20 protein-coding genes and 1 pseudogene are annotated in these 21394 nt (G+C 62.1%); 6 read left to right on the plus strand and 15 right to left on the minus strand.

Annotation, left to right across the window (positions count from 1 at the left end; all coding sequences use genetic code 11):
- Position 1: 1 nt before the first annotated feature.
- The 3 genes from BLT40_RS14750 to BLT40_RS14760 form a co-directional block, all read right to left on the minus strand.
- Positions 2-937, minus strand: coding sequence for an alpha/beta hydrolase (locus tag BLT40_RS14750; protein WP_255364026.1), 936 nt, complete (start codon positions 935-937; stop codon positions 2-4).
- A gap of 104 nt (positions 938-1041) precedes the next feature.
- On the minus strand, positions 1042-2259 hold the full coding sequence (locus BLT40_RS14755; RefSeq protein ID WP_090354438.1) for an aminotransferase class V-fold PLP-dependent enzyme: 1218 nt from the start codon (positions 2257-2259) through the stop codon (positions 1042-1044).
- 65 nt (positions 2260-2324) lie between these two features.
- On the minus strand, positions 2325-2810 hold the full coding sequence (locus tag BLT40_RS14760) for a hypothetical protein (protein WP_143025894.1): 486 nt from the start codon (positions 2808-2810) through the stop codon (positions 2325-2327).
- On the opposite strand from BLT40_RS14760, the gene BLT40_RS20655 reads away from it, so the two are divergent.
- Positions 2809-2934 carry a hypothetical protein gene (locus BLT40_RS20655; RefSeq protein ID WP_255364027.1) on the plus strand — a complete coding sequence of 42 codons (126 nt, stop codon included), beginning with the start codon at positions 2809-2811 and terminating at the stop codon, positions 2932-2934. The two genes, BLT40_RS14760 and BLT40_RS20655, sit on opposite strands and share 2 nt — an antisense overlap.
- 51 nt (positions 2935-2985) lie before the next feature.
- Here the strand turns inward: BLT40_RS20655 and BLT40_RS14765 are convergent, their stop codons facing one another.
- The 3 genes from BLT40_RS14765 to BLT40_RS14780 all read right to left on the minus strand — a co-directional run bounded on the left by BLT40_RS14765 (position 2986) and on the right by BLT40_RS14780 (position 6412).
- Positions 2986-4356, minus strand: coding sequence for a peptidoglycan-binding domain-containing protein (locus BLT40_RS14765; protein WP_090354443.1), 1371 nt, complete (start codon positions 4354-4356; stop codon positions 2986-2988).
- A 622-nt stretch (positions 4357-4978) separates the two neighbouring features.
- Positions 4979-5278: a hypothetical protein gene (locus BLT40_RS14775; protein ID WP_090354449.1), complete on the minus strand. Its 300-nt coding sequence runs from the start codon at positions 5276-5278 to the stop codon at positions 4979-4981.
- Positions 5279-5752: 474 nt separating this feature from the next.
- Positions 5753-6412 (minus strand): hypothetical protein, encoded by a 660-nt coding sequence (locus BLT40_RS14780; protein ID WP_143025895.1) that lies wholly within the window; start codon positions 6410-6412, stop codon positions 5753-5755.
- A gap of 138 nt (positions 6413-6550) precedes the next feature.
- On the opposite strand from BLT40_RS14780, the gene BLT40_RS14785 reads away from it, so the two are divergent.
- Both BLT40_RS14785 and BLT40_RS14790 read left to right on the plus strand, forming a co-directional pair.
- Positions 6551-7099: a hypothetical protein gene (locus BLT40_RS14785; protein ID WP_090354457.1), complete on the plus strand. Its 549-nt coding sequence runs from the start codon at positions 6551-6553 to the stop codon at positions 7097-7099.
- Between the two features lie 17 nt (positions 7100-7116).
- Positions 7117-7557, plus strand: a complete 441-nt coding sequence (locus BLT40_RS14790) for a hypothetical protein (RefSeq protein ID WP_090354460.1) — start codon at positions 7117-7119, stop codon at positions 7555-7557.
- Between the two features lie 44 nt (positions 7558-7601).
- Here BLT40_RS14790 and BLT40_RS14795 read toward each other — a convergent pair whose 3' ends face one another.
- The 9 genes and pseudogenes from BLT40_RS14795 to BLT40_RS14835 all read right to left on the minus strand — a co-directional run bounded on the left by BLT40_RS14795 (position 7602) and on the right by BLT40_RS14835 (position 17191).
- Positions 7602-8678, minus strand: coding sequence for a phospholipase effector Tle1 domain-containing protein (locus BLT40_RS14795; RefSeq protein WP_090354462.1), 1077 nt, complete (start codon positions 8676-8678; stop codon positions 7602-7604).
- A complete protein-coding gene (locus BLT40_RS20115) occupies positions 8671-9246 on the minus strand; it encodes a hypothetical protein (RefSeq protein ID WP_143025896.1) in 576 nt (191 codons plus the stop codon). Before BLT40_RS20115 ends, BLT40_RS14795 begins: the two co-directional genes overlap by 8 nt.
- Positions 9247-9457: 211 nt before the next feature.
- Entirely contained in the window at positions 9458-10714 is a 1257-nt protein-coding gene (locus BLT40_RS14805) for a hypothetical protein (protein WP_090354468.1), read from the minus strand.
- 65 nt (positions 10715-10779) lie between these two features.
- Positions 10780-11094, minus strand: coding sequence for a hypothetical protein (locus BLT40_RS14810; protein WP_143025897.1), 315 nt, complete (start codon positions 11092-11094; stop codon positions 10780-10782).
- A 387-nt stretch (positions 11095-11481) separates the two neighbouring features.
- Positions 11482-11910 (minus strand): annotated as a pseudogene (locus BLT40_RS14815) (IS3 family transposase); the annotation flags it as partial.
- A 63-nt stretch (positions 11911-11973) separates the two neighbouring features.
- Complete coding sequence (locus BLT40_RS14820) at positions 11974-12861, minus strand: DNA adenine methylase (RefSeq protein ID WP_176809190.1); 888 nt, start codon at positions 12859-12861, stop codon at positions 11974-11976.
- A 152-nt stretch (positions 12862-13013) separates the two neighbouring features.
- Positions 13014-13799, minus strand: coding sequence for a TSCPD domain-containing protein (locus BLT40_RS14825; protein WP_090354477.1), 786 nt, complete (start codon positions 13797-13799; stop codon positions 13014-13016).
- Between the two features lie 65 nt (positions 13800-13864).
- A complete protein-coding gene (locus BLT40_RS20660) occupies positions 13865-15022 on the minus strand; it encodes a hypothetical protein (RefSeq protein WP_255364028.1) in 1158 nt (385 codons plus the stop codon).
- A gap of 21 nt (positions 15023-15043) precedes the next feature.
- Positions 15044-17191 carry an adenosylcobalamin-dependent ribonucleoside-diphosphate reductase gene (locus tag BLT40_RS14835; protein ID WP_090354480.1) on the minus strand — a complete coding sequence of 716 codons (2148 nt, stop codon included), beginning with the start codon at positions 17189-17191 and terminating at the stop codon, positions 15044-15046.
- Between the two features lie 364 nt (positions 17192-17555).
- On the opposite strand from BLT40_RS14835, the gene BLT40_RS14840 reads away from it, so the two are divergent.
- The 3 genes from BLT40_RS14840 to BLT40_RS14850 all read left to right on the plus strand — a co-directional run bounded on the left by BLT40_RS14840 (position 17556) and on the right by BLT40_RS14850 (position 21357).
- Complete coding sequence (locus BLT40_RS14840) at positions 17556-18923, plus strand: Do family serine endopeptidase (protein WP_090354483.1); 1368 nt, start codon at positions 17556-17558, stop codon at positions 18921-18923.
- Between the two features lie 226 nt (positions 18924-19149).
- On the plus strand, positions 19150-20655 hold the full coding sequence (locus BLT40_RS14845; RefSeq protein WP_090354485.1) for a LysM peptidoglycan-binding domain-containing protein: 1506 nt from the start codon (positions 19150-19152) through the stop codon (positions 20653-20655).
- Between the two features lie 3 nt (positions 20656-20658).
- Complete coding sequence (locus tag BLT40_RS14850; RefSeq protein WP_090354488.1) at positions 20659-21357, plus strand: HAD family hydrolase; 699 nt, start codon at positions 20659-20661, stop codon at positions 21355-21357.
- The last annotated feature ends 37 nt before the right edge of the window (positions 21358-21394 follow it).

A 21394-nucleotide genomic window follows, 5' to 3' on the forward strand; every position in this document is an offset into this window, starting at 1 on the left:
TTCAGTGGGTGATACCGATCGTCCGCATCCAGGCTTCGGCCAGTGCGGGCCATCCATTGATCGGCAGATTCGTCGACCGCAGGCCAAACGCGTGCCCGCCCTGTGCATACAGATGCATTTCCGCGGGCACGTGCTCCCTGGCCAGCGCGGCGTAGTAAACCAGCGACTGATGCACCCCGTCCGTGTAATCGTCTTCCGCCTGGACAAGAAATGACGGCGGCACGTGGGCGGTGATCGGGAGATTGGGATTGGCTTTGTCGTCGTCGGTGGCGAGATGCCCCGGGTAGATCAGCATGGCGAAATCCGGCCGGGCACTTTCCTTATCGGCAGCATCCACCGGCGCGTATAGTTTGCGGTCGAAAACCGTGCTGATTTCCGCCACCAGAAAGCCACCCGCCGAAAAGCCCAGCACGCCGATCTTGTGCGCGTCGACCTTCCACTCCGCCGCATGGGAGCGCACCAGTCGCATGGTCCTTTGCGCATCCTGCAACGACGGCGTCGACAGCGCGCGGTTGTGCGGGCGGCAATCGCAAGCCGCCACATAGGGCAAACTTGGCACGCGATACTTCACCAGCACGCACGTGATACCCCGGGACGTCAGCCAGTCGCATGCTTCGGTGCCCTCGAGATCCATGGCCAGAATCTCGAAGCCACCCCCCGGAAATACGACGACCGCAGCACCCGTATTCTCGCCTTTCGGTGTGTAGACCGTCATGGTGGGCTGCGACACGTTGCTGACGGTTACCATCGTTTTTCCGCCGAACGGCTTCGTGCTCGTCCTGACATATTCCGGACCGGGCATAGGCGTCGCCGCGGGCGGTACTTCCGGCCACAACGGTATTTGCGTGTGTCCGGCGGTGGGCTGCCAGACATCGGTGCTGGCGTTTACGTTTGCGGCAAACGCGATAAGAAACAGGGTGATAATCCGGATGTTCACGACGTCCCCTCTCGTTTTTTCCGATTCTGGGCGCCGCCTCGGGTGAATGCCTGTCGGCTTTCTGGCTTTTACGAGGCGACAGGCGTGCTAGCGGATGGACGTGCTTACCGGGGGAGGTCCACTTGCGTCAGCCACGCCACCGTCCGCTCAACGTCTTTCACCGAATGCCAGCCGTGCAACGCCACGCGCAGGTAGCCCTCGCGTGTACTCGTACCGATCTTCTGCTTCGCCGCTGCCGCGAGAAGCCGCTCGGCGCGATCGTCCTCGACACGAAACGACAAGGTCGGTCCGAGTCTGTCGGCTTCCAGCAAACCCTGAAGACGCGCGACGTCGTGTGACCACTCCTCGTACGGAAGCAGTCGTTCCAGTAACAGCCGTTGCAACGCCATGACGTGCGCCTGGATAACGGGCGCCCCGCCACTGTCGAGCAACAGCTGCACGGAATGACCGAGCGCGCCACACGAAAGAATCGACGGGCTACCCGCCTCCAACCGGCGCCCGTCACTCGCCCAGAGGTCGCCCGCATCCGCCTGCGTGCCCGACTGTGAGAACGCCGCGGGCGCGGACAGCCATGTACCGAGAGGCACCAACCGCTGGCGAAACGTCGACCGGGTCCACATCACGCCCTGCCCCTGCGTACCGAGCAGGCCCTTGTGACCGCCACTGACGAAGGCATCCACATGCGTAAGCGATGGGACCATCGTGCCAGCACCCTGGATACCGTCGACCACGAGATGCACGCCACGAGCGGCACAGCCCTGCCCCAGACGATCCAGATCGAGCCGTGTGCCGTCCTGAAAGCGGATCCATGACACCGACATCAGTCGCGTATGCGGTGTGATCTGATCGAGCAGGCGTTGCTCGGGCTCGATGCCGGGCATGGGTGGTGCGGGTTTGGCGGCCAGCTGGTCTGGCCACAGCTCCACCTCGCGGCAGACGACGCCGCGAGCTGATAGCGCCAGCCAGGGAAGGCGATTGCTCGAGAACTCCCCGGCGGGGATAAGCACCTCGTCACCCGATTGCCACGGGTACCCCAGCGAGATCGCTTCCAGCCCGGCCGACGTGCAGGCGACGAGGCTGATGTCGGCTTCGTCGACGGCGAAGAACGCCGCGCTCGCGTGACGCAAGCGCGCCTGGACGTCGAGGAAGTCTTCCTGCCAGCGTAAGTTCCAGGGCTCGAGTTCGGTTTCCAACAGCGCACGTACACCCTCCGCCGCGACGCGAGGGATGGGGCCATCCTTGCAATGCGCCAGCCAGAGGACGTCGGCTGGGAGTTGCAGGGCATCCCGAGGGATCGGCGGGATGCCTGGCGCGGGGGACATGGCGGAATCCTTGCTGGCTCGGGACGGGGAATGTTACCTCGCCGTGGCCGCGTGCGCTGCGTTCGCTACTGAAGCGTTTGTATGCGGCGGACGCAGTTTCGATTCCTGTCGCCGGTCGTCGGCGACTGAATCAGGACGGCCAGTTTGAGATCACCCTTGAAGTAGTTGAAGGAAATCAACTCCCCGATTTCTCCCACTCGTTTTTGCTCATCGAAACCAGCCTGATGCAGGGTGCTCCTCAGTCGATCAAAGTTGAAGCACACAGGGGACAGGTCGGCAGATCCGCCAAGGTTGACAAACTCGAAGCTGAATCCATTCCGGCTGGGCGGATCTCGAAAATAAAAGTCGATGAAGTACTGCCACCCTCCTGGGCCGGCTGCGCTCCGGTATCCGGAAACCGTGCCCTCACGCTGAAAGCTCACGGCAAGCTTCTTCTCGAGGCTTTCAGCGGATGCATCTGACAGCCGACCAAGGCCCGCGACAAACGACAGAAAGCGTTCGGCAGCACGGATTGAGGTGGGCTCGGAGGCAGCCTTCGCAGGTGCTGCCATGGCCGCACTCGTTATTAACGCGGCCAGCCAAAAGCTGGCCATGAAGGATATCGCCGCGGCTCTCATGAACGTCATCCAGTTGTCTCTCTGGCGTAGTGCATCAGATGCTTCAGCGGATCATTGAGACGGATGCCAAAGGGAATCCCCACACAGAAGTACACACCTTTTCTTCCGACTACCGAACCGGGGACGATGCCGCCGCACCCTGAGCCTGGCTCTCGGTCTGCTGCCGGTCCATGGCTCGCTGCTGACTCTGCTGCTGCGCCTGCTCATGCCCCTGGAATTGCTGCATGGCTTCGGGCCAACGCGCGCCGCTTTGCTCCATCGTTGTGCTTGCCTCGGACGTAGGTACGCATGTGCGTAGATCGAACAAGTGATCGCTTCTTCCGACCGGAGTCTGCACAGCCCACATGGCATCCCCGGTAGTCGAGAGCGCAATCTGATCGACACGATGCATGCCGTCAGCTCGCGCCTGAACAGTAAGCGACGATGCGATGTTATCGGTATGCTGGTCAGGCACCCGACCGAGGCTCGCATCGAGGTTTGCCACATGCTGCCGGACACTTCGGAAGAAATCGTGATCAGGATGGCTAACGTCATCTAAGCGGCAGATCGCCGCCGCGCCCTGAGACGTTACCGACTGTTCATGCAGGTGCGACCTTGTTTGAGACTGCTCCTCCAGTCGGTGCATCGTGAGTGCGCCCACGGACCCTGTAGGAGGCAAGCCCACGGATGACTGAAAGGCGCTGACTGCAGCCCGAGTAGAGGGGCCAAAGTCCCCATCCGCGACAAGAGGTTCGCCCTTCGACGTCAGGATTCCGGCGTCACGAAGTTTCTCTTGGACCGCTACTATCCGCTCCCGAGACGACCCATGATGGACCGGAGAAGCCGAATTCCAGTCGGCTGTAGTTTGAGCGACCGTGCCCACAGAGCCCGTCTCTGCGAGTCGTACGAGTGCACTTTCCTCAGCACGAATTCTGGTTTCGACACCCTGCCTTACCGTCGGCGCCGAACTCGCAAAGTCCTGATTTACGTGCACGAGCTTCGACTGCTGCACTGCACGCACGATGTCAGCGTCACTCAATGTCGACAGGTCCGCCCCAGCTCCATACGCTTCATTGATCCCCCGCTCGATACGAGACGGTGTATTCGCTCGATATTGGACAGACATGCTCCACACCATGTCCTGAACAGCCGGCCCTCGAGCCGATATGTCAATCCCTCGAGCCGCCAGTGAACTTGTCACCGGGTCCACGTGCGTCCTCTTGATGAACTGCTGCTGCTCGGCGCCGAAGTCCGCGTGATCCTCCGCCACCTTTTTCCAAGCGTTATTGAAGGCTTCGCTTCCTGGCTGCAACCCATGAAAATCGGATGCATAGCTCGACTGGTTCACGAACTCCTGAGCTGTTCCCGCCTTGCTCGAAAGCTGATAGATCCCGTATGACGCGCCGCCATGGTCACCAACACCCAGGGAAACCGTGCCTGCGGAGCCCTGGCTCTCAAACAAGGCCGAGGTATCGCCTAGCTTCCAGTGATTCCTATCCATAAAACTGCTCCTTGCATGTATGACACTTACTTATGTATTCGATGTTGAAGCTTCGTCGCCTGCTTTTCCGTCTCGGTAACTTCGCAGTCAGCCGACGCCACCTGATCCGCTGTCCCAGCCTCATCGGGAAGTGCGCAGCGCTTGGCTTTGAAAACAAGCCACTTCCTTTCTTCGTCTCTCAACGCTGCCTTCTCAGTAGCGGGCAGACTGGACATTAGCGCTCGGTAATTTTCGTTGAGCCGCTTATCCTGAAAAACGAATTCATCGTGCGCGCATTGGAGAACAGCGGCCGTGGTCGTACCGCCGCCACCGACGCAGTCTAAATAGGCCGGCCTCAAAAAAGACATTTGCGACGAAGAGTCCGTTGCCGACACAAGCTCAGGGACCAACACCACTACGGCGATCGCCGTAAGAAAGCCGATGGAAAGCCATGTACCCCTGGCGTTTTCTAACGGGGCGACCAAGCGCGGCACAGGGTCCAAAGAGCTAACTCGCATGTTCATAACCGATCCCTAGCGCTCGAGTCGACAGGCGGTCAGTGTATGCACGGACCGGCTGGCAATCAATGAAACGCAAGATCAGGCGACAAGAAGCGGGATCACATTTTACGGCCACCTTGCTCTCAGCTACCGTCCGCTAACGCGCCCCCCGCGCTTGCCTGCTCCCAACACATCCGCACATGCGCCTGCGCCGCACACTGCACCCCCATATTCGTCAGCGCGCCAATGGCCTCGAGCCCCAGCGCCATGCGCCGGCAATCCACCGAATCCGCCTCATGAATCAGATCGGCCAATAGCCCTGTAAGCCCGCGCGCGAACTGGAGCCACTCGGTCGCTTCATTCAACAGCGCATGCGCCGTTGCTTCCGGATCCGCGTGATAGCACAGCGTACCTTCTGTCTGATGTTCCTTCGATACGGACATCGCAGTCTCCTTGCTGGCCGCCTCTTGCGTTTCCAGGTGCGGCACGCCAGGCACAACCGGGCGTGCCGCGGATCAAACGGATTCGCGGGTTCATCGGCTGCCTGTGACCAGGCGCCGGGGCGGCGTGATTGATGAAGTGTGTGGCGGCGTCAGCGCGCTTTGCGGTTCAACGGCTGGGGCCGCGGTTCTTCAACCGTGTCTGCGAGGTCGGCAGACGTCCCGGTGGCCGGTGAGTTTGTCGCCGGGGGGATCCGGCGGGCGAGCGAGTACCGTATGATCGGGGGTAGCCATTTCAACTGTCCTTCAGTTGGTTTGGTCAGCGGCCCTCTGGTGTTGGTAGCACCCTTGGGCCGCGCTTCTCACCGCTTTAAGCGATGGTTGCCTGCGAGGCTTCGACAGCGACGACGCAGGCAACGGGGTGAAACTAGCAAATCAACTTGCGGTTGTCTGTAGGCGCAACCGATCTTGTGGTCGTTAATTGCCGAACACGCTTACGTCGTGCAACAGGGCGGGCCTTTTATCGGTATGTCCCACGGTCGACGATGCGACCTTTCCGTTGCTTGCTATCACGTCCGTGACCGTACGCCCGGTGAGGAAGTTCGTCGAATAGCGGGTTTCGGCCTGGGAGTCCGTCTCGAAGGACTCCTCATCACTGCCCACGAGTGTCCAGGCACCTTTGTAGAACTTGTAGTGCAGCTTGACCCCAGCGTGGCAGGTGGCTGAACAGGACACGCTGTACTGGAGAGTCAATACACCACGGTCCTCGATGGTCAGATCCTCGACGCCGGCACGGTACGTGTCCGACGCCCTGGACTGCTCCGTAAGGACGAACGTTCCGTCGGCCCGTTGCAGCAGAATGAAGAGCTGCGCCTGATTCACCGACGAGGCATCCCACTGGACGACACCCGCCCAGTCGTCGCGCCCGTCACCATCGAGGTCACCTGTCGCTTTGATGATCCAGCCAATGGGCTTACCGAAGAGCTTCGTCAGGAAGGCTTCGGGGCTGGCGACGACGGTCCCCGGGGGAGGCACGACAGGCGGATAGTCAGGATCGTCGCGCTGCGCCGATGCATAGCCGCTGCCGAGCAGCGTGGCCATCGTCAGTGCTAGTGCCCATCGTTTTCCGTACGCCATGTTCCCCTCCCCTTGATGGGCGGCAAGTATGCCGCCTGGGTAAGGGACCTGCCTATGGGCTGAACAATCGCCCGCGGCTTGAGAAAAAATCGAACACCATGCGGTACATTTCGGCGGCACATCAAAGGAGTGACTTACATGGCATCGGGAACGACACCCCAGGCGCGCTCGCGGCTAACCCTGTTCATCCTTGCAGCGACCCTGCCCTTCGCTGCCGCGGCGGAAGCCCCGCCCAAACGCGTCGATATTCCGGCCATCGGCACCCGGGCGCTCCATGCGCTCGGAAGCCTTAATGCCTCCGCCGACCTGTCGTCACCGAGATTCCTCAAAGCGCTCAAGCTGCCCTTCAAACACACCGGCGAAGGCGACATCAACGTGACACCCGGTGCCGACGACGGCTGGACGCTCGCGATCCAGCGCTTCTCCGCCAGGCCGCCGGTAAAGGCAGGCTTTCAGCTGGGCTTGTACGAGGAATCGCCCTTTGCAATGCTGGCGCACCCCTGCCTCTTCACCATAGACACAGCAAAGAAGGTGCTCAGCTCACACGGCTATACGGTCGACGAAGAGCTCTACTCGAACACGAAGCCGCGCGGGTGGAGCTTCACCAAGCATGACATCGTGCTTCGGGTCGAAGAACACGACCTCATCCAGGGCGGCTGCGTGCGCCTGGTCTCCACCGTTGACTGACAGGAAGGAACCTCCCCGTGACGAACCATCGTTCGCTGATCGCGCTCATGACGGGCGCACTGCTTCTCTCCGCGCCAGCCTGGGCCAGTGTTCATTTGCCACCGACCCCGGTGCCGCCCGAGGTCATGGAAAGCTTCGCTGCGTGCAAGGCCAGGCTCGACGCCATGAAGGATGACCTGAAAGCCTGGTCGAGTACGCCCATCGAGAAGAACGGCAACGTGTGGGGAAAACAGACCAGCCCGACGACGGGCGTGGAGATACTTTCCGCCCGGCGCGCACGTTTTGTCGACTACCGTGTGATGACCAACTACGACGTCACCGACCCGAGCCAGGTGCCTGCGCAATCGACCACCAATGAGACGACGTACACGTGCGATGGTCGGGTGCTTAGTGGTGTTACGGAGAACTGGGCGGGGATGGAGGTGTTTATGACCTTGGATGACGTGCCGAAGAAGTGACGGAAGCGCCGTCAGCTGACGGCGCGCCAGGTGCCACGTGACAGCTATCGATCCGCCTTCTTCGGAACCAGAACCGTGTTGGTTCCGCTGGGAGTGCCTCGTTCCGCCACACGCGGATCCAGGCGAGAGATCGTCGTATGCTCGTGAGACTGGTGAATGACGTTCAAGCGCTGGTCCATTGGCTCAAAGTCCAGCGTCAGGTAAGGCCTTTCGCACAGCGCGTTGCTGTAATTCCGCATGATGTTGCCTGCACGTATCGACAACCCGTCTCGCCAATACCCGCCGCCCACGTCCGCATGAGTGCCGGGAAGCATGAGATGCAGGAAGCGACCGTCCTCCGACAAGCCGGGCGGGAGAATCTGATCCGACCGGAATGCGATCCGCCGCTCATGCACCGCCGTAAGTTGAAGTCCTGAGACGACACTGGGTGGTAGCCGCCTATCGAAAAGCATCGGCACCCCGGTCGCGACGGGGTCGAAAAGTCCGACCGTCTGAATCGTTTGCCCGGGCTCAGTGATGTATCGCTCATAGCGAACCGAGCCCCGAGCGGAACGCACTTCGCTGTCGAGGTATGGGATTCCTCGTTCGTGGAGCAACCGGGCGAATACGGCGGCCTGGCTGGCACCGCGGCTGAAGCCGATGCTGTGCACACGGATAGCGGCGTCAGGATCATCGCGCCTCCAGCGATTGGCTGTCACGATCAGGTCATCGTATGCCCGGTGAATGCCCTGCTCGAAGATTTTCTTCCGGTAGCGATCAGTGAACGGTGCGAACCACCCTTCCGGCACCCCAGGGCCGGTGACGTAGACGCCTCGCACCTCGTCGTTGCCAAGCTGGACCCGTGCTCTGATGTCATCGGATATTTTGCACACGTTCTGCGGGCGATCGACGACCGACGTTTTCTCTCGCTGGGTCACATCGAACATGACGACGAAGAGTCTTTCGTGAGGATGGCCGGCCCTGACGAGGATGGGTACGTCGAAGTGGCTCAGGGCTCCGATGGCGACGGCATAGGGATCCAGCTGTGCATCCGTAAGACAGGTATGTCCAACGCCATCATCGCCGATGCCATCGGCGGCAATCCGAACCTTTGTCGAGACAATGGCCTTACGATCAGTCATGGTGAGTCCATGCCAGCATCAGGTCGTCACGGAAATGACTGTTTGCATTGCCAGGCTCCTGCGCGACTTCCGTTACGACGAGTGCGCGCATGAAGACATTGATCGTCCGGTCGTTAACTTCAACAAGAATGTCCGGACTCACGGGATGTACGGACTTTGCGTCCAGCCAGGCTTCCTTTACGTCCTCCCGGGCCACATTGTGGAGAACGAGGCGGCGCCTGAATATCTTGTCCAGATCGAGCGTTGCCGCATGCCAGTCACCGCTCAGTGACTTCCATTTGATTTCAACATCGGACGGGAATGTCCTGCCGTTGGCGGGAGGGACACTGTGATGTCCTGTCCAGCGCTGACGCCATGCTCCAAAAGGCGGCTCACCTGAGATGTCGTCGTAAGGTTCACCGCGCTGGTCAAGCTTCTGGGTGCCAAACTGCCGACGGTCGTAGACGATGCTGCATGCCAGCGTGTTGAAGCAGATTGCGTCAAAGCTGTGGGAGTGGAAGCGGAGCGGCCAGGGATCCCTTCCGTAGAGGGGGCCGGCTAATGAGGGGTCTGGTGTGTGTGAGGGCATTCCCGGTCCTTTTCTTCTGATCGTCCTCTCTGCTATCCGCCGCTGAATTGCTCCTGGCAACGACTACGGGGCCAGGAGAATCAGGCAAAACGTCAGAGGGCTGCCGCGCTTCACGCGCACCCCCTTCCGGCAGCGTGAGTTGCCGATCGATGGGGCATCCTAACGTGGACCATGACCAACTGATCAGCCCGCGCTACGTTATGCGAGTCCCTCAAGGCAGGAGCTTCCAGACCGGGGTCCCATCGCGCTGCACGTCGAGACTTCGTCTCCGTACGTCCTTCAGCGTTCGCTCGACCACGATATAGTTTCCAGGAGTGACGTACAGAATGGACGACTCCGATGCCTTAAAGGTAACGAGGCGATCTTCCGGGACACCACCGCGCGCGTCATCCCGCGTCGCTTCCACAAGACATGGCCGCTTACCGTGGCATGCACTCGGGACCGATACGGGCTTCCGCATCCCGCCAAGAGACAACCAGGTCGAAGCGTGACCGCGCCGGTCGCTCGTACGCCAGGTTACCGTCGCGTCGACTCGCTCCGGGTGTAATGTCCAGGCCTGCCCTGCCGACGAGAGCCACAGGGACGGCACGGCCGCTGGCTTCGGTCCCCGGCATCCACCAAGGCCATCGATCTGATCGATCGACACGACGGCGCCACCCGTTGACGCCATAAGCTTCTCGGCCATCCAGCCCTCGTTCTTCCAGATGTGCGAGTAGCCTGCGATGACGAGCAACCGCCCTTTGGGGTGCAAATTCAGCCATGCCTGAAGATGATCTGCCTGTTGGGCTTCCCGTCGTTGGTGATCGACGTCTTCGCTTTCATAGGCGACGAGGCCGAAGCCCAGGGACTTCGCGTTCTCGACCATCCTCGCGTACACGGGCTCGCGGAGGTAGAAGCCTGCCTTGATGTCGTCGGGGAGGGCGCTGCGTCCTGCGCCGGCGGGTGCATTGATCAATGAATCGGCGTTCGCCGGGTTGAGAGCCTCCAGCGCGAGGTCCGTGAAGCCTGCTTTGCGCAAGGTGGGAAGCAGCTCGATGATCGCCGCTCGCGTCTGGACCATCGAGTGGGATTCGTTGATCAGCAGCACGCGTGACCTGGCGGCTACCGTGAGTATCGCCGCATCCAAAGGTGTCTGCGCGTACGGACCCGACGGGCACAGCGGCGGCACCTTGGCGGGGAACGTGTCGGCGTAGTGCCGACTCGCATCATCGTAGCGCCCGTACATGGCGTCGATCATGGACAGGAGCTGGCCGGCGCCCTTCCGAGCCGCAGGTGTCAGCCGGTCGTAGGCGTCGTGAAGCGCGACATAAGAGGCGAAGTCGTCACCCTTGCCCTGGAAGATGTCTTGCGCGTGAGCAACGAAGTGCGGGAAATCATTCGGCTCGGCGCCCGTCGAGACACCGGGAAGGAGGCCGAGCAGCGGGACGATCAAAGCAATACGTAGCAGGCGCGATGTGCGTTCAAGCACCGTTAGTCTCCGTGAACCCCTGACCGCCTATCCTGCATACATCGGCGGGTCTGGATCAAGAGCCTTTACTTCCCTGAGGAGGGATCGCTCCAGTCCGCCGCCTTCTTCGCGGCCGCCTCTACCCTGGCGTAGTAGGCAAGCGCGGTCTTCTGGACGACGTCCGGCAGCGTCTTGAAGCTGTCGCCCGGCGTACGGGTGATCTCGTCGCTCGCCTGGTTCGGCAGGCTGCCCCGGATGGCGTACTTCTTGTCCTTGTAGACCATGATCAGCTTTACGACGGTGGCGTCGAGGCCATCGCAAGCCGTCCAGTAGGGGACCGTGACCAGGGCGTTCCCGTCGCCGGCATCGATGACGTCGACCAGGGGCGTCAGCAACCGCAAGCCGCAGAGCTCACTGCCGTTGTTGTCCTTGATCTCCCATCGGGTGAAGCCAGCGTCGACGATTGCCGCGACGTAGCGGCAAAATATGGAGTAACGGGTGTCCCTGCAACTTTAGTGTTCAAGAACGGCCGACTAGTAGCAAAAGAAATAGGGGTCCGATCCTCGGAAAGGATCCGCAAGCTAATTCAGGGCGAACCCGAATGAGGCAGACGGGGAACCTCGATTTACCTGGGTCGCCTGGGTCGATGGCGCATTTACCGTTGAATCACGATCAGTGCGCCCTCGTCGGGCCAGATTCCGGTTGCCTCGTAAAAATGAGCCAGAGCAATGGCGGTCCGATCTCGAGTCCGGAATCACTGTGAGCCTTTCGCCAAATCGCTAGCACAGGCATTTAATGATGCGGCCCTCGGCGGTGCGATCAAACACGAAATCAATCGACCAGACCTCGTTCGCAGCCGCCTGCCGAATTAGTGGCTGTCTTTCGGCCGGCACGACTTTCTTTCGCTTGCGCCGCCCCACATGGAGTCTGGCGTCCTAATACAAGCGCGCCGTGCGCTTGTAATTCACCGGGTGCCCGGCCTGGCGAAGCTTCAGATGGATCATGCCCACGCCATAGCGTTTATGCCGATGAGCCAGCGCGCAGATCGCCTCACGGAGTTCGACGCTACGGTCGGGGCGCGGCTCATAGCGGTAGGCGCTTGCGCTCATGTCAGCATCGACGCTCGCTCACTTCCCTGCCGACCAGACAGCGCACCGGCTCACGCCGGTCCGGTGCGCTCACCATTTTGTTCGCAGGGCGTCTTTAATGACCTCATTTCAGAAGCTGCTCGGCCAGCGGCTTCTTCACCCGAGCCGCCCACGCGCTGAAGGTCGCTTCGGCTAGCTAAGCAGAAGATGGCGAGCCCGCATCGAAGATAAAATCTTCACCAATGCCGCCGGCGCTTTCTTCTTGTAGCAAAAATCTGATGACTCGCTTTGCCAAGCCCGAAGGCCAGTGCGCCCAGTGACAATCGGACGATCATTTCTCGCGATGGTCTCGAGCACGTGGTAATAGGCCGCGTACTGCCGTTTTGTATATGGCGGATCTGCGTATATGACATCTACAGCTGCCATTTTCACGGCTTCCCCCGCGTCCATTGACCAGACCTGATGACCATCGCGACACCCGTCCACAAAGCTCGCAGGCTTGAGCACGACCAATTGGAGAGCCTTTGGTTTCCATTCTTTCAAGTAGCTCCCGTAGGTGCCTGCAATGTTGGCGACAGAGCTGGCCGCTCGGAGCAGGTCACTGAGAAGCAGCGCATATTCCCCAAGGGTGAGTCGACCTCTCAAAACCTCGATTGACGCACGAATTGCATCGATTCGCTGTGCGTTAGCCTCAGTAAAATACATTCGGGCGACGCCTGCGACTTCACTGGAAGCGGGCGAATACGTTTCGTAAACAAAGCCGCGAAGAGGCTGCAACGAATTTAGATAATCCAGGATCGCGTGATACCGCTCTCCATGAACCCGCTCGGATTCAAGCCCAAAAAGTCCCTCGAATCGAGGCAGCGAGTGATTTAGAAGCGCGGCCGAGGTCAACGTAAAGCAAGTCGATAAATGATCGTTGGCTGTAACCTTATGACCCAATTGCTTGAAAGCTGCGGATACGGCTCCGGTGCCGGCAAAAAGATCCATAACCTGAAGCGGCCTCGACACACCAAGCTCGCGCAAGGGCTGGGTAACAAAGTCTATAACGTTACGTTTATTTCCAATGTAGTCACTCACCAGCGACACTTCTGCTGCTGAGGATGATGCGCGTATCTTAGAAGTCATTATTTATTACTGGCAACACGTGCGATGTGGGTGCATGAATTAAAGGCACCTGTTATGAGCCGGCCGCCGTCGAAAGAAAAGCAGGAAATGTGGGAGGCACCCCCTCAACCGCACTTCGAATACCCACAATTCAAACAAGTCTGGCACCCATCCATCAGCACCAGCGCCTGCGTATTGCACTTGGCACAAAGGGTCGCGCCAGCCGGGAACCCGGAAGCATTGGTGTGTGAGGCGGCCTGGCTTTCGCCAGCAGGGCTGGCTCCTACAGAAGCAGCGGCAGCCGAGGTGGCCGATGCGGCGGCAGCGGCCGGCTTCGCATTGGCGTTCTCATAAGCCGCACGCTTCTCGGCAATGAGCTTGCGCGTCGCATCGCTCATTTCCGGATCGTGGATCAGCCCGATCGACTTCATGTGCGTTTCGATCACGCCGCCGATTTCGGCCACGATGCTGGGCATGTACACGCCGCCGGCCTTGAAGTAGCCGCCGCGGGGGTCGAAGACGGCTTTGAGCTCTTCGACGATGAACGTCACGTCGCCACCCTTGCGGAAGACGGCGGACAAGATTCGGGTGAGCGCCACGATCCACTGGAAGTGGTCCATGTTCTTCGAGTTGATGAAGAGCTCGAAGGGGCGGCGCTGTTCGTGCTGGGTACCGGCGTTCAGGACGATGTCGTTGACCGTCACGTACAGCGCGTGCTCGAAGAGCGGCGACTTGATCTTGTACGTGCTGCCGACCAGGGTTTCCGGACGCTCGAGGCTCTCGTGCATCTGGATGACTTCGGCGACCGGCGCAACCTCTTTGACGGGTGCGACGACGGGGGCCGGAGCGGCCTTGTCTTCGGGCTTGACGACGTTGTAGCCCTTGATCTTCTTGTCGATCTTGATCGCCATGATCTTCTTCTCTTCTTGTGCTGGTTATCCGGCCCGGCGCGTACGCCGGGCCGGATGGGTACTACTTACTTACGACGGCCACGAACGGCGGACTTGCGTGCCGACGTACGACCGGTCTTGCTGGCAGTGGACCTCTTGACGGCCGTAGCCGCTTTCTTGCCAACCGCCTTGCGAGCGGTCGTCTTGCCGGCGGCCTTGGCGGCCGTCTTCTTCGTTGCGGGGCGGCCGGCGTTCCGGCGAACCACCTGGGCGGCGGCCTTCTTGATGGCCTTGCGGGCGCCCGATGCGACCTTGACGACGCGAAGGCCAGCCTTCTTTGCGGTCTTACGACCGGCAGCTACCTTCTTCGCGACGCGACCAGCGGCCTTCTTCGCGGTCTTGCGACCGGCAGCGACCGTCTTGGCGACGCGTCCCTTCTTGGCGGCAGCCGACTTGGCCGGACGACCTGGCTTCTTCGCCGTGGCCGACTTGGCCGGACGACCCGGCTTCTTCGCCGCAGCCGACTTGGCCGGACGACCCGGCTTCTTCGCCGCGACCGACTTGGCCGGACGACCGACCTTCTTCGCGACAGCCTTCTTGGCCGATGCCTTCTTGGCGGCGACCTTCTTCACGGCAGCCTTCTTGGCGGCGGTCTTCTTGGCCGGAGCCTTCTTGACCGCGGCCTTCTTGGCGGCAACCTTCTTCACGGCGGCCTTCTTGGCGGCGGTCTTCTTGGCCGGAGCCTTTTTGACCGCGGCCTTCTTGGCAGCGACCTTCTTCACGGCAGCCTTCTTCGTGGCCTTCTTCGAAGCAGCCTTCTTGGTGGCCTTCTTCGCAGCCATCGGGGCAGCCTTCGCAGGAGCCTTACGGGTGGCCTTCTTCGCCGCCTTCTTGGCCGGGGCCGGAGCCTCGACTTCGACCGGAGCAGCTTCGACGACCGCAGCCTTCGGCTTGCGGACGGCCGGCTTGCGCGGCTTTTTCACAGCGGCGACCGGCGCCGGCTCATCAGCCACCGGGGTGACTTCTTCGTCGTGCTGGACAGCCGTGTCGCTCGACGGCGTCGGCGCAGTGGCTTCGATCACCTTCTTCGCGACGGGCTTGCGCTTCACGACCTTCTTGGCGACAACCGGTGCAGCAGGCGCAACGTCAGCGGCGACTTCCGTCTCCGCTGCCGGCGTGCTGTCGGTATCGATGGTATCGACCGAGGGCAGCTCACCCTCGACGATCTGGTTTTCACTCGACATACGTATTCCCTCTCCGCGGGGTCAGAACTTACCGTAATAGCCTTCCTTCAAAGCATCGAAAAGGTTCGCGGCGGTGTGCATTTCACCGTCGTATTCAACCTCGTCGTTACCCTTCAGTTCGACAACGCTACCGTCTTCCAATTCGAAGCGATAGAGGGTGTTCTCAAGGTCAGTCTCCTTGACCAGTACGCCCTGGAACGCGGCGGGGTTGAACCGGAAGGTCGTGCAACCCTTCAAACCCTGCTTATATGCGTAGAAATAGATGTCTTTGAAGTCTTCGTACGGGTAGTCCGTCGGGACATTCGCGGTTTTGGAAATGGACGAGTCGATCCACTTCTGCGAGGCCGCCTGGATGTCGACATGCTCTTTCGGGCTGATGTCGTCGGCGGCGACGAAGTAATCCGGGAGGCGGGCCTTCGGGTCGTCGGAGTACGGCATGGCGTCCCCGTTGATGAGGGCGCGATAGGCCAGCAGCTCGTAGCTGTAGACCTCGACCTTTTCCTTCGACTTCTTGCCTTCGCGGATCACGTTACGCGAGTAATGGTGCGCGAAGCTGGGCTCGATGCCGTTGGAGGCATTGTTGGCCAGGCTCAGCGAAATGGTGCCGGTGGGCGCGATCGACGAGTGGTGGGTGAAGCGCGCGCCGGTCTCGGCGAGGGCGTCGACCAGCTCGGGGGCGACCGAGGCCACGCGCTGCATGTAGCGCGAATACTTCGCGTGCAGGGCGCTGCCCTTGATGGTCTGACCGACTTTCCAGCCGTCCTTCGCCATCTCCGGGCGCTTGCGCAGCATCTCGGCGGTGACCTCGTACTCCTGCGCGAGGATCGGGGCCGGGCCCTTTTCCTTCGCCAGTTCCAAGGCGACTTCCCAGCCGGCAATGGCCATTTCACGCGACACTTCGTCGGTGAATGCCACCGCGTCGGCGGCGCCGTAGCGCATCTTCAGCATGGTCAGCGTCGAGCCGAGGCCGAGGAAGCCCATGCCGTGGCGACGCTTGGAGAGGATCTCTTTCTGCTGCTGCGGCAGCGGCAGGCCGTTGATCTCGACCACGTTGTCGAGCATGCGGGTGAAGACGCGGACCACCTCGCGGTACTCCTCCCAGTCGAACTTCGCCTTCGGGCCGAACGGATCGCGCACGAAGGTGGTGAGGTTGACCGAGCCGAGCAGGCACGAGCCGTACGGCGGCAGCGGCTGCTCGCCGCAGGGGTTGGTGGCACGGATGTGCTCGCACCACCAGTTGTTGTTCATCTCGTTGACGCGGTCGATCAGGATGAAACCCGGCTCGGCGTAGTCGTACGTCGAGACCATGATCATGTCCCACAGGTGCCGCGCGCGGATGTGGCCGTAGATCTTGCAGGCGACCAGGCCATCCTCACGGGTGACGTAGTTGTCCTTGGTCGGCCACTCGCGCCAGACCACCCTGGAGGCGTCGGAGAGGTCGATCTCGTGCTGCTCCTTGATGTGTACCGGGAACACGGTCGGCCAGTCCTGGTCGTTTTCCACCGCGTCCATGAAGCCGTCGGTGATCAGCAGCGACAGGTTGAACTGACGCAGGCGTCCGTCTTCGCGCTTGGCGCGAATGAACTCCTTGGCATCCGGGTGGCTGATATCGAACGTGCCCATCTGCGCGCCGCGGCGGCCGCCGGCCGACGAGACGGTGAAGCACATCTTGTCGTAGATATCCATGAAGGACAGTGGGCCCGACGTGTGGGCGCCAGCGCCGGACACGTAGGCGCCACGCGGGCGCAGCGTCGAGAATTCGTAGCCGATACCGCAGCCGGCCTTCAGCGTGAGGCCGGCTTCGTGCACCTTCTCGAGGATGTCATCCATCGAGTCGTGGATGGTGCCCGAGACGGTGCAGTTGATCGTGGAGGTGGCCGGCTTGTGCGCGAGGGCGCCGGCGTTGGACGTGATGCGACCGGCGGGAATGGCACCGCGGCGCAGGGCCCAGAGGAAGCGCTCGTACCAGTGGGCGCGCAGCTCGTCGGTGGCTTCCACGTCGGAGAGTGCGCGGGCGACGCGCTGGTAGGTGCCGTCGACGGAGTCGTCGACGGGAACGCCCGACTTGGCCTTAAGACGGTACTTCTTGTCCCAGATGTCGTACGAGGCGGGCTGAAGCGGAATGGCCGCGGTCTCAAGCCCCATGGCTTGTGCACGTGAAGTGCTCATGTATGTGTCGTCCTCGTGTCTCGGCTTCTGTAGGCCGTGTTATTGGGCTGTTGTCGGCCCCACCGTCGCTACCCCTCCCCCCGGAGTTGCAGCGACCATCCTTGCCACCCTCGCCCGGCGGCAAAAATGCCTTGGAGGACGAAGGTTTGTAGCTTGAACCTGATGATCCGCAACACCAGCACTTGGTAAATAGCGAACAGAGGAACACAAGATGTTGTGGTTGCGACCGGTGGGAACCTTAACCCCGGAGGGGGGCGATGTAAAGTGTCATCGGCGCGCGTCTCACCGTTTGAAACCCGGCGACACGAATGTGGTCGAAAGCGGCGATCCACGTGCGCGGAGCACACAGCCAAGGAGTTCGTTCATGCCCGTATCCACACCCCGGCGCTCGCCGATTCTGTCCCTCGGCGCCGCCCTGGCGATGGCCCTCGCCTCGCCCGCGTTCGCCTCCCTGCCACCGGCCGTCAACGGCGAGCCGCTGCCCTCGCTGGCACCGATGCTCGCGAAGGTGACGCCAGCCGTGGTCAACATCTCGACGAAAACCCGCGTGCGGGCACGCGACCCGTATTTTGACGACCCGCTGTTTCGCCAGCTGTTCGGCAACCAGGGCGTGCCGCGCGAACGCGTGGAGCAGAGCCTGGGTTCGGGCGTGGTGATCGACGCGGCGAAGGGCTACGTACTGACGAACAACCATGTCGTCGGGGGCGCGGACGATATCACCGTGACGCTGCAGGACGGCCGAGACTTCAAGGGAAAACTGATCGGCAGCGACCCGGATACCGACGTGGCGCTGCTTCAGATCACTGCCGACAAATTGCAGGCGCTGCCGATCGCTGACTCTTCTCAATTGAGAGTGGGCGATTTCGTCGTCGCCGTCGGCGATCCGTTCGGGCTCGGTCAGACGGCGACGTCGGGCATGGTCTCCGCGCTGGGACGTTCGGGCCTGGGCAAGGGCTTCCAGAACTTCATCCAGACGGATGCCTCGATCAATCCCGGCAATTCGGGCGGCGCGCTGGTGAATCTGCGCGGCGAGCTGGTCGGCATCAACTCGATGATCTTTACGCCGTCGGGCGGCAACGTCGGCATCGGCTTCGCCATTCCGACGGACCTGGCGACAGGCGTGATGAAGCAGCTGCTCGCGTATGGGAAGGTCCGTCGCGGAAACCTCGGCGTGGAGGTGCAGGACCTCACCCCGCGTATCGCCGCCGCGCTGGGGGTGAAGGACACCACCGGCGCGGTGGTCACGCAGGTGAATGCGGGATCGCCTGCCGATGGCGCGGGGCTGCAATCGGGTGATGTGCTGACGGCGATCAATGGAAAGCCCGTGCGGAGTTCTCAGGACGTGCGGAATGCGGAGGGTTTGTTGCCGCTGGGCGCGAAGGTGACGTTGTCGGTGAAGCGGGAGGGGGCCTCCAGGGACATCGAGGCGACCATCACCGCGCCGCGACTGGGGACGCTGGATGGCGGCAAGGTGGACCGGCGGCTGAGCGGGGTGACCTTGAGCGACCTCACGGCGGAGCAGAAGGCCGGCGGGCTGTTCGGTGTGGCCCTGACCGGAGTGAAGCCCGGCTCGGCGGCCGATCGCGCCGGACTGAAGGACGGCGACATCGTCGTCGGCATCGGCCAGCGGAAGATCGTCTCGGTGAAGGGGCTGCCGGTAGGGGTGCCGATTCCGGGACAGCTGATGCTGACGCTCGTGAGGGACAACGCCATCTACTACGCCGTCCTGTAGGAGCGCGCCCCGCGCGCGACCCGGTTTCACGAGGAATTTCAACGCCCCGCCTTAAAAGATGTCGCGCGCGGGGCGCGCTCCTACAGGTGTGGCTGCCCCGACAGCCTACGTTCCGTTTCCCCTCGGCAGGATGCTGAATGACGCCAATGGTGCGCGCGGGCCCGCCTTAGCCCACAATGGCGCCCCATTGCCCAACCCCGCTTCCGTCCCGAGGTTCTTGCCGTCCATGTCTCTTCGTCTTGCGCGACTGTTCACCGCCACGCTGATCGGCCTCAGTGCCTCCGCCACCGTATTCGCCGCCGGCACCCAGTTGGTGTGGCGTGGTGACATCACCACCGCCCGCGGCGTGGTTACCGATGTCGCCAAGGCCTGGGAGAAATCCGGCAAAGGCAAGATCGAGCTCCAGCCGTTCAACACCGCCTCCGGTATCGACGCCGTCGCCAAGGGCACGGCGGACATCGCCGGCTCGGCACGCCCGGGTATCGGCGGCGCCGAGCAATCGCTGACCTTTACGCCGGTCGCGTGGGACGCGCTGGTCATGGTCACCTACCCGTCCAACCCGGTGAGCAACATCACGCTCATGCAGTTGCACGAGATCTACATGGGCAAGATCACCAACTGGAAGGAGCTCGGCGGCGCTGACCAGCCGATCAACCTCTACGCGGTGGCGAGCCCCGGCGACGGCGTGGAATACAGCCTGCGCAAGCTGCTGTTCGGTCGTGGCAACCAGCCGGTCGCCGCCCCGCGCCTGTACGTCAACGTCGCCAAGCTCGAAGAGGGTGTGACCCTCGACAAGCAGGGCCTGGGCGCCACGACCCTCGCGGGTGCCTCCTCGAATAAGAAGGTAAAGATCCTCTCGATCGACGGCGTGACGCCCTCGATGTCGACGGTCGGCAGCGGCGCGTATCCGCTCTACACCGAGCTGTATCTGGTGTCGAACGAGACCAGCCCGAAGGCGGCCGACGTCAAGGAATTCATCAGCTTCGTCACCTCCAGCGCCGGTAGCTCGCTGCTCCGCTCGCACAGCCTCGTGCCGTATGCCGATGGCGCTTCGCTGGCCTCCAACGACGCCGCCCGTCGCGCGAAGATCGCTTCCACCGTCGGCACGCGTGCCAACGTGGGTCAGGCGATGACTACGCCGACCGTGGCTGCTGCCGCTACCCCGGCCGCCCAGGTCGCCAAGGAAACCGCGGTCGCCAAGGCCCAGGTCGCTGGCAAGGGCGCCAAGGTCGCGAAAGAAGCCAAGGGCTCCGTCGCCTCCACCACGGCCGAGCCGTCGCAGTTCGCACGCGTCGTCGCCAGCGTCAGCACCTCGGCACACGTCGGCTTCGCGGGCGTCCGTTCGGAAGCCGTCACGGTCTCCGACAACGCCAAGGTCGGCGGTAAGTTCGCCAAGGTCACGGCCGACGCCGTCACGGTGAAGGGCAAGCAGGTCGCCAAGCCGGCGGCTCCGGTCGATGCGACGGAGAAGTCGACGAAGGTGGAAACGCCGAAGGTCGCCGACGCGGCGCCGGCGGCCAAGCCGGCCGCTTCCAAGTCGGCCGCGAAGGAAGTCGCCAAGGCTGAGAAGAAGCCTGCCGCCGCGTCGCGCACCTACAAGGTGTCGGCTGGCGACACGCTCTACTCGATCGCCAAGAAGAACGCCGTCGACGTGAACCAGCTTCGCGCGATGAACGGCCTGAAGGACAACAACGTCCATCCGGGTCAGGTGCTGAAGGTCGGCGCCCGCTAAGCCGTGCCGGTCCGCGCCGTATCCCTCGACCTCGACGACACCCTGTGGCCGGTCATGCCGGCCCTGATCGAAGCCGAGCACTGCGTGGACCGATGGCTGAAAGAGCATCATCCCGAAGTCGCAAGCGCATGGCCCATCGAGGCCATGCGTGAGCTCCGCGAGCAGGTCGCCCGCGACCACACGCATCTCTCGCACGATTTCAGCGAACAGCGTCGGCTGACCATCCGCCACGCCTTCGCCGCCTGCGGCATCGACGACGCACCGGTCGACGAACTCTGGCGCATCTACTTCGCGGCGCGCAACAACGTCGAGCTGTATCCCGACAGCCTTCCCGCACTCAACCGCATCGTCGAGCGCGTGCCGATCGTCGCGATTTCCAACGGCAACGCGGATCTGGAGGTCATCGGCCTCCACCATCTCTTCCACACGCGCCTCAATGCCGCGGGCGTCGGTGTCGCCAAGCCTGACAAGCGTATTTTCCTTGCCGCCGCTGACGCCCTGGGCGTTGCGCCTGAAGACGTTCTTCACGTTGGTGACGATCCGTTACTCGACGTGATCGGTGCGCGCGATGCCGGCATGCGTACGGTATGGCTCAATCGCCACGGCGAAACGTGGTCGCATGTGCCCGCGCCGGACCTGGAATTCGCTGACATGATGTCGCTTGCCGACTGGATAGAAGCGTCGACGGTCGCTGACAGCTAGAATAGCGGCAACATCTCCGTCGCTGGGCTCGGGAGGC

The sequence above is a fragment of the Dyella sp. 333MFSha genome, from assembly GCF_900102405.1.
Taxonomy (GTDB): Bacteria; Pseudomonadota; Gammaproteobacteria; order Xanthomonadales; family Rhodanobacteraceae; genus Luteibacter; species Luteibacter mycovicinus.